Origin of the sequence: Luteimicrobium subarcticum, assembly GCF_002798015.1 — a bacterium.
In the GTDB taxonomy this organism is placed as follows: Bacteria; Actinomycetota; Actinomycetes; order Actinomycetales; family Cellulomonadaceae; genus Luteimicrobium; species Luteimicrobium subarcticum.
Window position 1 is genome coordinate 344,880 of sequence record NZ_PGTZ01000006.1, and the last position, 13,406, is coordinate 358,285.

General features: G+C 73.9%; 10 protein-coding genes and 1 pseudogene. 8 read left to right on the top strand and 3 right to left on the bottom strand.

What is annotated here, in order from left to right; all coding sequences use genetic code 11:
- Positions 1 to 24 precede the first annotated feature (24 nt).
- From uraD to CLV34_RS02265, 3 genes and pseudogenes are all read left to right on the top strand, one after another.
- A pseudogene (gene uraD, locus CLV34_RS16845) lies at positions 25 to 582 on the top strand (2-oxo-4-hydroxy-4-carboxy-5-ureidoimidazoline decarboxylase); the annotation flags it as partial.
- On the top strand, positions 565 to 972 hold the full coding sequence (uraH, locus tag CLV34_RS16850; protein ID WP_245858993.1) for a hydroxyisourate hydrolase: 408 nt from the start codon (positions 565 to 567) through the stop codon (positions 970 to 972). The pseudogene uraD and the gene uraH, both read left to right, overlap by 18 nt.
- Before the next feature lie 91 nt (positions 973 to 1,063).
- The gene (locus tag CLV34_RS02265) at positions 1,064 to 1,411 is read left to right on the top strand and encodes a hypothetical protein (RefSeq protein ID WP_100348619.1); all 348 of its coding nucleotides are present in this window, start codon (positions 1,064 to 1,066) and stop codon (positions 1,409 to 1,411) included.
- 341 nt (positions 1,412 to 1,752) lie between these two features.
- Here CLV34_RS02265 and CLV34_RS02270 read toward each other — a convergent pair whose 3' ends face one another.
- Positions 1,753 to 3,234: a nucleobase:cation symporter-2 family protein gene (locus CLV34_RS02270; RefSeq protein ID WP_245858907.1), complete on the bottom strand. Its 1,482-nt coding sequence runs from the start codon at positions 3,232 to 3,234 to the stop codon at positions 1,753 to 1,755.
- Positions 3,235 to 3,288: 54 nt separating this feature from the next.
- Positions 3,289 to 4,326, bottom strand: coding sequence for a factor-independent urate hydroxylase (gene pucL, locus CLV34_RS02275; RefSeq protein ID WP_100348621.1), 1,038 nt, complete (start codon positions 4,324 to 4,326; stop codon positions 3,289 to 3,291).
- A 771-nt stretch (positions 4,327 to 5,097) separates the two neighbouring features.
- On the opposite strand from pucL, the gene CLV34_RS02280 reads away from it, so the two are divergent.
- Both CLV34_RS02280 and allB read left to right on the top strand, forming a co-directional pair.
- Positions 5,098 to 5,526 (top strand): hypothetical protein, encoded by a 429-nt coding sequence (locus CLV34_RS02280; RefSeq protein WP_157803662.1) that lies wholly within the window; start codon positions 5,098 to 5,100, stop codon positions 5,524 to 5,526.
- Between the two features lie 554 nt (positions 5,527 to 6,080).
- Positions 6,081 to 7,514 (top strand): allantoinase AllB, encoded by a 1,434-nt coding sequence (allB, locus tag CLV34_RS02285; protein ID WP_100348623.1) that lies wholly within the window; start codon positions 6,081 to 6,083, stop codon positions 7,512 to 7,514.
- Between the two features lie 4 nt (positions 7,515 to 7,518).
- Here the strand turns inward: allB and CLV34_RS02290 are convergent, their stop codons facing one another.
- The gene (locus tag CLV34_RS02290; protein ID WP_100348624.1) at positions 7,519 to 8,229 is read right to left on the bottom strand and encodes a YoaK family protein; all 711 of its coding nucleotides are present in this window, start codon (positions 8,227 to 8,229) and stop codon (positions 7,519 to 7,521) included.
- A 77-nt stretch (positions 8,230 to 8,306) separates the two neighbouring features.
- On the opposite strand from CLV34_RS02290, the gene CLV34_RS17260 reads away from it, so the two are divergent.
- The 3 genes from CLV34_RS17260 to CLV34_RS02310 all read left to right on the top strand — a co-directional run bounded on the left by CLV34_RS17260 (position 8,307) and on the right by CLV34_RS02310 (position 13,356).
- On the top strand, positions 8,307 to 10,772 hold the full coding sequence (locus CLV34_RS17260; protein ID WP_342747191.1) for an amidase family protein: 2,466 nt from the start codon (positions 8,307 to 8,309) through the stop codon (positions 10,770 to 10,772).
- 74 nt (positions 10,773 to 10,846) lie between these two features.
- A complete protein-coding gene (locus CLV34_RS02305; RefSeq protein ID WP_100349157.1) occupies positions 10,847 to 12,058 on the top strand; it encodes a pyridoxal-phosphate-dependent aminotransferase family protein in 1,212 nt (403 codons plus the stop codon).
- Entirely contained in the window at positions 12,055 to 13,356 is a 1,302-nt protein-coding gene (locus CLV34_RS02310) for an allantoate amidohydrolase (RefSeq protein ID WP_100348625.1), read from the top strand. Before CLV34_RS02305 ends, CLV34_RS02310 begins: the two co-directional genes overlap by 4 nt.
- Positions 13,357 to 13,406 lie beyond the last annotated feature (50 nt).

Genomic DNA, 13,406 nt, shown 5'->3' on the forward strand with positions numbered 1-13,406 from the left:
CCCGGGCACGACATCATCGACGCCATGACCTCGCTCCCGTCCGGTCCGTTCACGCTCGACGCCTTCCACGACGCCCCCCGCGCGGAGGTCGTCGACCTGCTCCTCGCGTGCGCAGCGGTCCCCCGCTGGGCTGAGGAGATCGCAGACGCCCGACCGTTCGCGGACACCGGCGCGCTCGTCACCGCGGCCCGCGTCGCCGCGAGGCCGTGGACGGACGACGAGGTTCTGGCTGCGCTCGCCCGGCACCCGCGGCTCGGCGAGAGGCCGTCGGGCGACGACGCGGAGTCCGCGATGTCGCGGCGCGAGCAGGCGGCGCTCGGGGTGCCGGACGAAGCGAGCGACGCTCCGGAGGGCGCCTCGCCGGCGGTGGCCTCCGTGGCCACGGTGGCCGAGCAGCTCTCCGACGGGAACCGGCGGTACGAGGAGAGGTTCGGGCACGTGTTCCTGCTGCGCGCGGCGGGACGCAGCGCGGACGAGGTGCTCGCGATCCTGGACCGGCGGCTCCAGAACACCCCCGACGTCGAGCTGCGGGCCGCAGCAGCGAACCTCCGCGAGATCGCTGTGCTGCGCCTCGCGGAGCTCGTCGGGGCGCCGAGCCACGTGACGACGCACGTGCTGGACGCCGCGTCCGGGCGCCCCGCCGCGGGCGTGGGGGTCGTGCTGGAGGCGCTGCGCGCCGAGGCAGGCGGCGGCCATGCGGGCCGCGGCAGCGGGTGCTGGCACGGCGTCGCGACCGCCACGACGGACGACGACGGGCGCGTCCGCGACCTCGGACCCGCCGCCCTGCACCCCGGGACGTACCGGGTGCGGTTCGCGACGGGCGACTGGTTCGCCGCGCGCGACGTCGACACGTTCTACCCCGAGGTGGTCGTCGTGTTCCGTGTCGGAGCACCCGACGAACCGGGGGCCGGGCACTACCACGTGCCGCTGCTGCTCAGCCCGTTCGCGTACTCGACGTACCGGGGCAGCTGACACACTCGTTCCCAGCGGGAGCGTCGTCCGGCGTCCGTACTCTTTCCTCGCGCCTCACAGAGAGTCGGACCGCTCCCTTCGAGGCGGTCACGTGTTCGTCGACGAGAGCAAGAAGCAGGACTACCTGCTCGTCGCCGCGGCGATCGTTCCCGGTGACCTTTCACGCGCGCGCACGACCGTACGTGGTCTGCAGAAGCCCGGTCAGCGTCGGTTGCACGTGGTGAACGATCTACCGGGCCGGGGCGGGGTACCGCACGAACATCGAGCGGCGCGGAGCGTGCCTGGAACGGCTCGTCGAGGACATCGCCGCGGCAGGCTGCGCCCGGCTGATGCTCGAGAGGTGCTGGCGATACCGGACGCGATCGCGTGGGCATGGGCGCATGGTGGTGACGCCCGCCGTCGCGCCGAGCCCTTGGTCACCGGCGTCGTCCGGCTCTAGACAGCGCGAAACCCGAGCGCCACAACCGTCCGGAAGGGTCTCGGGTCCACTTCTCGCCGCTACTGCGGAGAGCGCCTCACTTCTAGGCGCCCGCGTTGCACGCGCGCAACGAACTACCGGACCCGACCCGGCCGACGAACACGCCCAGCGGCACGAGCCTCTCGGCGTGGGGGCCAGGCTGATGACGCTCGCGCGCAACACCCGGACCTTCGACACCACTCTGCGATCCGTCGCCGACCGCGGCAGCACGCTCATCAGCGATGTCGAGCTCCGCGGCAGGGTCATGCTCGACCGCTGCCACATCACCGCGATCACCGTCGCTACCGCCGGCGCGGGGGCGCTCAGGTCTGAGCGCTCGGCTCCTCCGACGTCGGCATCCGCTCCGGCAGGACGAGCGGCGGGCCGGCCGCGACGACGGACGGCTGCTTCGGCTCGCCCGGGCGCCAGACGTTGAAGAACAGGTTGAGCGCGACGCCCATGATGGCGGCGGAGCTGATGCCCGACCCGAAGATCGTCGCGAACCAGTCGGGGAAGTTCGACCAGAAGCCGTCCGCGACGACGGGCAGCAGCCCGAACCCGAGCGTCGTCGCGACCACCACGAGGTTGAGGTTGTCGCGGTACTTCACCTGCGACAGGGTGCGCACGCCCGACGCGGTCACCGAGCCGAACAGGACGATGCCGGCCCCGCCGAGCACCGGCCCCGGGATGACTCCCACGACCGCGGCGAGCCACGGCGACAGACCGAGCAGGACGAGCACCCCGCCGCCCAGCGCCACCGCGAAGCGGCTCTTGATGCCGCTCAGTGCGACCAGGCCGACGTTCTGCGCGAACGCCGTCGTCGGGAACGCGCCGACGACCGGCGCGACCGCGCTCGACAGCATGTCCGCCCGGAGGCCGTCGCTCAGGCGCCGCGAGTCGACCTTCGTCCCGACGATCTCGCCCACCGCGAGCAGGTCGGCCGTGGTCTCGACCATGATCACGAGCATCACGACGACCATCGACACGATCGCTCCCACCGCGAAGGCCGGGGCGCCGACGTCGAAGAGATGCGGGAGCGCGACCGCGTCCACACCCGAGAGGCCGTCCGTGCTCGCCTTGCCGACGACGAACGCGGCGACCGTCCCGACGACCAGCCCGAGCAGGATCGACAGCCGCGACAGCACCGGCACCTTGCTCAGCACGAGCACGACGAGCAGCGTGAAGCCCGCGAGCGCGATGTCGCCCGGGTTGGCGTAGCCCGGAGCGGTCGGGTCGTTGCCGATGATCCAGCCCGCCGCCGTCGGCATGAGCGACAGCCCGATGACCGTGATCACGCTGCCCGTCACCACTGGCGGGAACAGGTGCACGATCCGCGAGAAGAACGGCGCGACCACGAACCCGACGACAGCCGCGACGATCACCGCGCCGTACGCGTAGCGCAGGCCGGTCTCGCCGCCGCCCTGCGTGGTCACGATCGTCAGGAGCGTGGACACGGACGCGAACGAGATGCCCTGCACCAGCGGGAGCTGAGCACCGAGGAACGGGACGCCGAGCGTCTGCAGGAGCGTCGCGAGCCCGCTGAACAGCAGCGCGCTCGACACGAGGACCGCCTGCTGCGTCGGGGTGAGGCCGGCCGCCCCGCCGATGATGAGCGGGACCGCGATCACCCCGCCGAACATCGCCAGGATGTGCTGCAGCCCGTACCCGAGCGAGCGGACGAACGGGAGGCGCTCGTCCTCGGGTCGCGCCGACGTCCCCGGTGCCGCCGCGTCGGACGTGGGTGCAGGGTCCACCGCCGGTTCGGCTGCAGGTTCAGCGGGCGGTTCGGTCTCGCGGACGGTCACGGGTGCTCCTTCGGGGGGTCAGGCGAGGGCAGAAGGCGAGAAAGTGCCGGACTGTCAGACGAACGGCGTCACGGCGTCCCACGCGGCGGGCGCCTCGGCGACGCCCGCGCGGATCACGGCGCCGTCGATCAGCCCGTACGGCCGGTCGGCGGCGTAGAAGACCTCGCCGGGGTTGTCGAGGCCGAACGGCGCGAGGTCCACGAGGAAGTGGTGCTTGTTCGGCATCGAGAACCGGACTTCGGCGACCGCGTCGACCTCCTCGATCGCCCGGCGGCCCATCGCGTAGAGGGTCTGCTGGAGCGCGAGCGAGTGGACGTCCGCGAACGTCGCGAGCAGGACCGCGCGCACCCGCTCGTACAGCGCGTCGAAGTCGACCGCGCCCGGGGTGCGGGCCGCCTCGACCGTCTCGTCGGTGTACCGCCACCGGGCCGTCACCGACGTGGCGAGGATCCGGTCGTCTGTCTCGACGAGGGTCGTGTACCGGTCGCGGGGGAAGCCGTGGAACTCGCTGCCCGTCGACTTCAGGACGGTGAGGTCCTCCAGCCCGGCGACGACCCAGCGGCGGTCGCCGTCGACGACGACGAGCGCCGTCCGCGTCTCGGTGCCGCCGCGGACGAACGCGTGGTCGTGCCCGACGCCGCCCTCGGAGGTCTCGCCCGAGGCGTCCGTGACGATCCGCCCCCACGAGTGCGCCAGCGCGCCGAACCGGCCGCCCGTGATCCAGTCGAACTCGCCCGTGAAGTGGTCGGCCAGCCGCGTCAGGAAGTCCTCGGGGGCACCCACGCCGTCCCGCGCGAACGCGTACACCGTGTTCTTCTGCGTGTCCGTCGCCACGACCTTCGCGTTGTCGCCCACCAGGTAGCTGTCCGCGAGCGCCTCGCCGCGCAGCTGCGTCGTGACGGTGAGGTCCTCGATCTCGTGCCGCGCGCTGTCGCGCGTCACCCGCACCAGCCGGACCTCCGCCTTGCCGTACTGGTTCGCGCCGAGCACGACAGCCGGGCCGACGTCCGCGACCGTCGGCGCTCCGGACGAGATGCCGGACGCCGCGGTCGACGTGGTGGGCGGGGTGCGGGGTGCGGTGGTGCTGGTCATGGCGGCGACGCTAGACAGCGCGGCGCTGCTTGCGGTTTCCCGGTCGTAAACCCTGCGTAACCGGTGCGGGACCAGCGACGTCGCGGATCGGGGGCCAGGTCGATGATCACGGTGGCGTACGTGTCCGCACGGCGTGTGTGACGCCACACGTGCTCATCGACCCCGACGGTGGTGAGGCCCAGATCACCGGGGCCGAGCGCAGCAGACCCCGTTCTGGCCAGGGTGCGCGCCGCCTGCCCCCGAGGGCGGGGCCTTCAAGACCAGCGCCACGGGAATCTCGTCACCTCTTAGGCGACAAGCCCGTCTTCGTCATGCGCGTGCATCCGGGGCAACTGGTCGCCGCCAGATCATCGTTCGGCGCTTTGATCTCACCAGCGCGAACAGCCGGGTGAAAAGGTCCTGGACCGCGACTTTCGCGAACGAGGACCCTGTACATTCGCGGCGGACAGGCAGCGCCCAGCCTGCGGCGAGAGAGGAAATGCATGGCACGCCGTACCGGTTCGACCAGCTGGTCGCGACCCGCTACCGGACGTCCGATCGCAGCACTGAAGGCCGACGGAAGTTACGACGGCAAGTACTACTCGGTCGGGCGGGCAGCCGGACCATCGGTCGATCGGCCGGCGGCTCGTCGCGCACGAGTAACACGTCACGGGCGTCGCGGGGCACGGGGTCCGGCCTCAAAAGGATCACGGTTCCTCGATCCTCACACCGCCGATACTGCGATAGTCTCGAGCGCTGATATGAGAGGTGCAGCCCGGAAGCGAGGAACACGTGACCCCTGACAGTCCTGACGAACTGACCCGCCTGCTCCAACTGAGTGAGACCGAGTTCTCCATGACAGCCGCCCACGCTGCCAGCCTCGGATACACCGAGTCCGCAATCAAGGACGCGCGTGAAGTGCGTGTGTGGATCCACCAACTCGACGTCCAGTCGGCCAGCAAGGCATATAACGCCGTCGCTGGCTGGTTCGTCGGGGGGATCAGCCTGCTCGCAGGAATAGGCTGCCTCGTCTTTGATTGGCGCCCCGAAGACGTTGCGCAGGCCCACGCGACTGGATGGGGGCTCCTCTTGATCGCTGGAATCGCCCTCACCGTCAGGTTTGCACAAAATGCACGGTCGAAAGAGTTGATGAATAAGTACTTTGACGCCCTGGAGACGTTCGACATTTCCCGAAGCGTCACCGAGAGCTGGCGAAAGTAATCGGCGACGAGCCGTTTAGGCGCTGAGTTCGAGGACGAGGTCACCGCAACACAACGTGCCAGACGAACCTGCTGGATGGTCGAGGTCGACCGTCCTCCAGGAACGACGGCAGACGAGCTGGCAGCCTCGGTGTCGACGACGACAGTTTTCCTCGCCGACCCTCACCATGCCGTTGATCGTCCTGCCTCGCGTACGCCGCCCAGCGGGCCGACCCCGACGACGGCGGCCAGGGACGGGCGCTAGAGCGCTCGCCACAAAACACCGCGGATCGCGATGGTGACCAGACAGTAGGTTGCCCGCGACCACAGTCACCAGAACACTGAGACGGCAGGTTCAGTCATCGCGTCAGATCGACAGAGCCCTGCACAAGCGCTGTGCGAAGACCGTGTCCCTGGGGACCGCCGCACTCCCGACCGTCCGGTGCCACACCCTCCGTCATGCAGACGACACACCACCGAAACGGACCGCCGCCACCGAGGGCGTAGGTTCACGGTCCGCACCGACGTTCACGCCGAGCACCGATGTGCACGTCAGCACCGGCGAGAGGAACCCGCATGACGCAGCAGCCGCCCGGCCCGTCCCCCGACCTCGTCGTGCGTGCGCGCCGCGCCTGGGTCGACACCGCGTGGGCGTCCGTGCAGGTGCACGTCGTCGGTGGCGAGGTCGCCGCGGTCGACGCCTTCGACGCGCCGCTGCCCGCGGGCGTCCCCGTCACCGACGTCTCCGCCGACCAGGTGCTCCTCCCCGGCCTGGTCGACAGCCACGTCCACGTCAACGAACCGGGCCGCACCGCCTGGGAGGGCTTCGCGTCGGCGACGCGCGCGGCCGCGGCGGGGGGCGTCACGACGCTCGTCGACATGCCGCTGAACTCGATCCCGCCCACGACGACCCCCGACGCGCTCGACGCCAAGCTCGCGGCGACGGCGGGCAAGCTCACCGTCGACGTCGCGTTCTGGGGCGGCGCGGTGCCCGACAACCTCGGCGCGCTCGCCCCGCTGCACGACGCCGGGGTGCGCGGGTTCAAGGCGTTCCTCGCGCCGTCGGGCGTGGACGAGTTCGGGCACCTCGGCCCCGACGAGCTCGACCGGGCGCTCTCCGAGGTCGCCGCTCTCGACAGCGTCCTCGTCGTGCACGCCGAGGACCCGCACCACCTCGTCGCACCGCCGGGTGACGGCCGGCTCGGCGCCCGGTACGCGGACTTCCTCGCGTCGCGCCCGCCCACGAGCGAGCAGGCCGCCATCGCCCGCCTGCTCGACGGCGTGGCCCGCACGGGCGCGCGAGCGCACGTCCTGCACCTGTCGGACGCGGGCGCGCTACCGCTGCTGCGCGCGGCGAAGGCGTCCGGGCTGCCCGTGACCGTCGAGACGTGCCCGCACTACCTCACGCTGCGCGCGGAAGACGTCCCCGACGGCGCGACCCAGTTCAAGTGCTGCCCGCCCATCCGTTCGGCCGCGAACCAGGACCTGCTGTGGGAGGCGGTGCTCGACGGGACGATCGACGCGGTCGTGTCCGACCACTCCCCCGCGACGACCGACCTCAAGCACGCGGACGGCGGCGACTTCGGCCGGTCGTGGGGTGGGATCGCGGGCCTCCAGCTCGGCCTGCCCGCCGTGTGGACCGAGGCGCGCCGTCGCGGGATCCCGCTCGACGCGCTCCTTCCGGCGTTCACGACCGGACCCGCGCGCGTCGCCGGGCTGGACGGCCGCGAACCGGGCGAGGCGCCGCTCGGCCGGATCGTGCCGGGAGCCCCCGCCCACCTCGTGGCCCTCGACCCGGAGGCCGAGTTCGTCGTCGACGCGCGGCGGCTCGAGCACCGCAACCCCGACTCCCCCTACGACGGAGCGACGCTGCACGGCGCGGTGCGCACCGTGTGGCTCGGCGGCCGTCCGGTCGTCGCCGACGGGCACGTGCTCGCCGGAGCACCCCGCGGACGCACGCTCCTCGCCCTGCGGACGACGGCCGCTCCGACGACGGCCGCGCGTGCGTGACGCGTCAGACCGCGGCGGGCTCGGGGCGGTCCGCGTCGCGCACCGTGTGCCCGAACGTCGTCACGCCGAGCGACAGCAGCCCCGCGAGCAGGAGGCCCGCGCCGACCCCGTGCTCGCCCGACTTGACGAGCAGCGCGCCCACGCAGGCGCCCAGCAGGATCAGGACGACCGCGAGGAGGCGGCGCGGCCAGTGCTGCCCGTCGCCGCCCGCGAGCTGCGAGTCGGCCGCGAGGCCGGTGAGGGTCGACGTCACGACGACCGTCGTGACGTCCTTGACGGCGAGCCGGCGCGCCACCGCGGCCTGCAGGCCCATCGCGACGGCGAGGACCCCCGTCACCGTGAACGCCCACGTCGTGTGCTCCACGGGCGGGTGGACCAGCGCAGCAGCACCCAGCGCGGTCGCCGTCGCGCCGGTGAGCGTGAAGCCGACCGTCGACCGACGCCCCCAGCCCGTCGGCCCCTTGCGCACCAACCGGCCGCCCAGGACCGCGCCCACGAAGAACCCGGCCAGCGCGATCGCCGGGCCCAGCACCGGCAGGTCGTCGGCGCCCGCGAGCGCCATGCCGAGCACCACCACGTTGCCGGTCATGTTCGCGGTGAACACCCGGTCGAGGCCGAGGTACCCGACGGCGTCCACGACACCGGTCGTGAACGTCAGCGCGAGCATGAGGACGAGGTGGGCGTGGGCCGGCGTGCGGCGCAGGTGGTGGAGCATCACCGCGTCATGATGACGGTCCACGCCCCAGGCCGTCCACGCGTGCACCTGACCGCCCACCCTCCGAGAGGATCACGATGATCGTCCTGCAGCCCGGCAGCGGCCCCGTCCGCGGCGCCCAGTACCTGCCGTCCGGACCGGGCACGGTCCGCTGGGGGCGCCTGCCCTGCGCGTCCGACGAGCCCGTGCTGCGCGTCGCGCCGGGCACCGAGGTCACGATCGACACGGTGAGCCACGAGGGGCTGCTCGACGACCAGGGCAGCGACCCCGTGTCCTACTTCGGCGGGCACGGGGTGCCCCGCGCCGAGGTGCTGGACGACGCCGTCGAGATCGTCCGCGAGCTGCGGCGTGACCCGGCGCACGACGGCCCGCACGTCGTCACCGGGCCGGTCCACGTCGAGGGCGCCGAGCCGGGCGACCTGCTCTCCGTCACGCTGCTCGAGGCGCTCCCCCGCGTGCCGTACGGGGTCGTGTCGAACCGCCACGGCCGCGGGGCGCTCCCCGGCGAGATGCCCGCGGGGCCCGACAACGTCAGCGTGCTCGTCCGCGCGGTGCCGCGCGCGGACGCGGACCAGGCGGCAGCCGGCACCGCCGCAGGGCTCGTCGGCCTGCTGCCTCTCGTCGACGGCGGCGAGCCGGTCGTCGAGGTCCCGCTGCGCCCGTTCCTCGGGATCATGGGCGTCGCCGTCGCGGGCGACGTGCCGCCGCACTCGGTGCCACCCGGCCCGCACGGCGGCAACATCGACATCTCCCTGCTCCAGGTCGGCTCGACGCTGCACCTGCCCGTCCAGGTGCCCGGCGCGCTCGCGTACGTGGGAGACCCGCACTTCGCGCAGGGCGACGGCGAGGTCGCGCTCACGGCCTGGGAGGCGTCGCTGCGCGTGACCGTGCGGTTCGACGTGGTGCCGCGCGAACGAGCGCTCGCAGAGTTCGGCGAGCTCGCCGGGCCCCTCGGCGAGACCGTGGAGCACCTCGTGCCGACGGGCATGGACCCCGACCTCGACGAGGCGCTGCGCCGCTGCGTCCGGCAGGCCGTCGCGCTGCTCGGCGCCCGGTACGGCATGACGCCGCACCTCGCGTACGCGTACCTGTCCGCGGCGACGGACTTCCGGGTGTCGCAGGTCGTCGACCTCGTCACCGGCGTCCACGCCACGATCCGCAAGGACGACTTCGCCCGCGTCGCGCGCCGCGGCCCGGGCTCCGTCGTCGGCTCGGCCTCCGGACCCGCCGCCGGACCGGTGTTCCGCGTCGAGGGCTCGCCGCTGGTCGCGCCGACGGGCCGCGGGCCGCTCGACGGGCTCGGCGTCGCCGTCAAGGACCTGTTCGACGTCGCCGGGCACCGCGTCGGCGCGGGCGTGCCTGCGTGGCTCGACGCCGCCGCCCCCGCGGACCGGCACGCCCCCGCGGTCGCCGACCTGCTCGCCGCGGGCGCCCACGTCGTCGGCATCGCCCACACCGACGAGCTCGCGTACTCCGTCGCCGGCGCCAACCCGCACCACGGCACGCCGCCCAACCCCGCCGCGCCCTGGGCCGTCCCGGGCGGGTCGTCCAGCGGGCCCGCGAGCGCCGTCGCGTCCGGGGCCGCGGACGTCGGCCTCGCGACCGACACCGCCGGGTCGGTGCGCGTGCCCGCGTCATACCAAGGCCTCTGGGGGCTGCGGACGACGCACGACGCCGTCGACCGCACCGGCCTGGTCCCGCTCGCGCCGTCGTTCGACACCGTCGGCTGGATCACCCGGGACGCGGGCACGCTGCTCGCGGTGGCGTCCGCGGTGCTGGCGGGCGCCGCGCCGGCGACCGCACCGCCACCGGCAGCGGGTCCCGACGACGACCCGTCCGTGACGCTCGCCTGGTCGCCCGCGCTGCTCGCGCACGTCGAGCCGACCACGCGGGCCGCGTTCACCGCCCTGCTCGCCCGGTGGGCCGCGCTCCCCGGGGTCCGGGTGCGCGCGCTCGCCGACGACGCGCTCCCCGACCCCGCGGACGCGTTCGCGGCGTTCCGCACGGTGCAGGCGGCGGAGGCGTGGCGCAGCCACGGGTCGTTCGTCGACGCGCACGCCGACGCGCTCGGCACCGCCGTCGCGCGACGGTTCGCGGCCGCCCGCCGGGTCACCCCGGACGAGGAGGCCGCCGCTCGCGCCGAGGCCGACCGGGTGGCGCGCGCCGTCCGCGCCGTGCTAGCCGACGCGGTCCTCGTGCTCCCGACGACCCCCGGGCCCGCACCGCGGCGCGCGACCCCGGAGGTCGAGGAGGTGCGCGTCCCCACGCTCGAGCTCACGTGCCTCGCCGCGCTCGCGGGCGCGCCCGCGCTGTCCGTGCCGGTGCTCGTCGTCACCGTCCCCGAGGCGGGCCCCGCGCCGGTCGGCGTCAGCCTCGTCGGCAGGCCGGGAGACGATCTCGCGCTCGTGCGGCTCGGCGCACGGCTCGACTCCCGCGCCGCCACCACCGGGGCGTCGAACCCCCGAAACCTCGCCGCAACGACGCCGCCCTACGCTGCGAACGCGTCCCGCACCACCACCTCAGAGCACCGAGGAGCCTCCTGACCATGACGGTGACCACCCCGGTGACCCCACCGGCCACGACCGCCGGCCCCGTCGACCCGCCCGCCCGCCTGCTCATGGGCCCGGGTCCCGTCGACGCGCACCCCAGCGTCCTGCGTGCCATGTCGGCGTCGCTGATCGGCCAGTTCGACCCCGTCATGACGGGGTACATGACCGAGACCGCCGCCCTGTACCGCGAGGTGCTCGGCACGACGAACAGCGCGACCGTCCTCGTGGACGGGACGTCGCGCGCCGGCATCGAGGCCGTGCTCGTGTCGCTCCTGCGACCGGGCGACCGGGTGCTCGTCGCGGTCATCGGGCGGTTCGGGCACCTGCTGCGCGAGATCGCGACGCGGGCCGGCGCGGAGGTCCACGTCGTCGAGGCGCCCTGGGGGCAGGTGCTCACGCCGGCGGCCGTCGAGGAGGCGGTGCGGCGCGTCCGCCCGGTCGTCGTCGCGACCGTCCAGGGCGACACGTCGACCACGATGTGCCAGCCGCTCGACGAGCTCGGCGAGATCTGCCGGCGGCACGGCGCGCTCCTGTACGTGGACGCGACGGCGTCGCTGGGCGGCAACCCGTTCGAGGCGGACGCGTGGGGCGTCGACGCCGTGAGCGCCGGCCTGCAGAAGTGCCTGTCCGGGCCGCCCGGGAGCGCGCCCGTCAGCCTGTCGGACGCCGCGGTGGCCGTCGTGCGGTCGCGGCACAGCGTCGAGGCGGGGCTGCTGGAGCCCGGCGACGACGTGTCCGACGACCCCGTCCGGTCCAACTACCTCGACCTCGGGCAGATCCTCGACTACTGGGGACCGCGCCGCCTCAACCACCACACCGAGGCCACGTCCATGCTGTACGCGGCGCGCGAGTGCGCGCGCCTGCTGCTCGTCGAGGGTCGCGACGCCGTCGTCGCCCGGCACCGGGCCGCGGGTGACGCGATGCTCGCTGGCGTGCGCGGTCTCGGTCTCGACGTCTACGGGGACGTCGCGCACAAGATGACGAACGTCGTCGCCGCCGTCATCCCCGACGGGGTCGACGGCGACGCCGTCCGCGCGGCGCTGCTCAGCGACTACGGCATCGAGATCGGGACGTCCTTCGGCCCGCTCCACGGGCGCGTCTGGCGCCTCGGCACCATGGGCTACAACGCGCGGCGCGACGCCGTGCTCACCACGCTCGCGGCGCTCGAGGACGTCCTCCGGCGAGCCGGCGCACCCGTCGTGCCCGGGGGCGGCACCGACGCGGCCCGCGCGGCGTACTCCGGCACGAGCGACGCCACCGACACCGAGGTGCAGCGATGACCGACGCGCGGGCCACCACCCCGACCACCACGTACCGCGAGTCGCCCGCGTGGGCGCGCGACGCCGCCCGGCGCGTCATGGCGCGCTGCGACGCGCTCGCCCGGGTCTCCGCGCGGCCCGACGGCATCGAGCGCGTCCACCTGTCGCCGGAGCACGCCCGCGCGAACGACCTCGTCGCCAACTGGATGTGCGACGCGGGCATGCGCTCCTGGCAGGACACCGCGGGCAACCAGCGCGGACGCGTCGACCCCGTCCCCGCGTCGACGCCCGCACAGCTGCGCCCACCCGCCCTCCTGCTCGGGTCGCACATCGACACCGTCGTGGACGCCGGCCGCTACGACGGCATGCTCGGCGTCCTCATGGCGGTCGAGGTCGCCGCGGCGCTGCGCGAGGACGTCGGCCGGCTGCCGTTCGCGCTCGAGGTCGTCGCGTTCTCCGACGAGGAGGGCACCCGCTTCGGCAAGGCGCTGCTGGGCAGCTCGGCGCTCGCCGGGCTGTGGGACGACGCGTGGTGGGACCTCGCGGACGCGGACGGCGTCACGCTGCGCGAGGCGTTCGTGCGGTTCGGGCTCGACCCCGCACGCGTCCAGGAGGCTGCGCACCGCCCGGGCGAGCTCGTCGGCTACCTCGAGGCGCACATCGAGCAGGGTCCGCTCCTCGAGGCGGACGACCGGCCGCTGGGCGTGGTGACGTCGATCGCGGGCGCCCGGCGCTTCGTCGTGGAGGTCGTCGGCGAGGCGCGGCACGCGGGCGGAACCCCGTACCCGATGCGGCGCGACGCGCTGCTCGGTGCGGCGGAGATCACGGTCGCCGTCGAGCGCGTGTGCCGCGCGGGCGGCCAGATCGGCACGGTGGGCCGGCTCGCGACGTGGCCCGGCGCGGTCAACGTCGTGCCCGGGCGTGCGGAGCTCACGGTCGACCTGCGCGCCGCGGACGACGCGGCGCGCGACGCAGCCTGGGACGACATCTGCGCCGTCGCCGACGAGGTCGCGGACCGCCGCGGCCTGACGTGGACGGCGACGGAGGTCCACCGGGCACCCTCCGTGCTGTGCGCACCGCGGCTGCGCACCGCCCTCGCGGATGGGATCCTGGCGACGGGCGAGCCGGACGCGCCCGAGCTGTTCAGCCGTGCCGGGCACGACGCGATGGCGGTCGCCGCACTGACGGACGTGGGGATGCTGTTCCTGCGCAACCCCGGTGGGGTGAGCCACGCGCCCGACGAGTCCGTCGCGATCGAGGACGTCGCGCAGGGCCTCGTGGCGCTGGTCTCGACGGTGCGGGCGCTGGGCGGGCTCTGACGGGCAGGCTCTGACGGGCGGGGTGTGACGCACGCCCAGGTGTGACCCGC

What these genes read in the sequence shown, in the direction of transcription:
- pucL (WP_100348621.1), bottom strand. Translation starts at nt 4,326, where the DNA reads ATGACCAGCACCACCGCACCCCGCACCCCGCCCACCACGTCGACCGCG.
- allB (WP_100348623.1), top strand. Translation starts at nt 6,081, where the DNA reads ATGACGCAGCAGCCGCCCGGCCCGTCCCCCGACCTCGTCGTGCGTGCG.
- CLV34_RS02290 (WP_100348624.1), bottom strand. Translation starts at nt 8,229, where the DNA reads ATGCTCCACCACCTGCGCCGCACGCCGGCCCACGCCCACCTCGTCCTC.
- CLV34_RS17260 (WP_342747191.1), top strand. Translation starts at nt 8,307, where the DNA reads ATGATCGTCCTGCAGCCCGGCAGCGGCCCCGTCCGCGGCGCCCAGTAC.
- CLV34_RS02305 (WP_100349157.1), top strand. Translation starts at nt 10,847, where the DNA reads ATGGGCCCGGGTCCCGTCGACGCGCACCCCAGCGTCCTGCGTGCCATG.
- CLV34_RS02310 (WP_100348625.1), top strand. Translation starts at nt 12,055, where the DNA reads ATGACCGACGCGCGGGCCACCACCCCGACCACCACGTACCGCGAGTCG.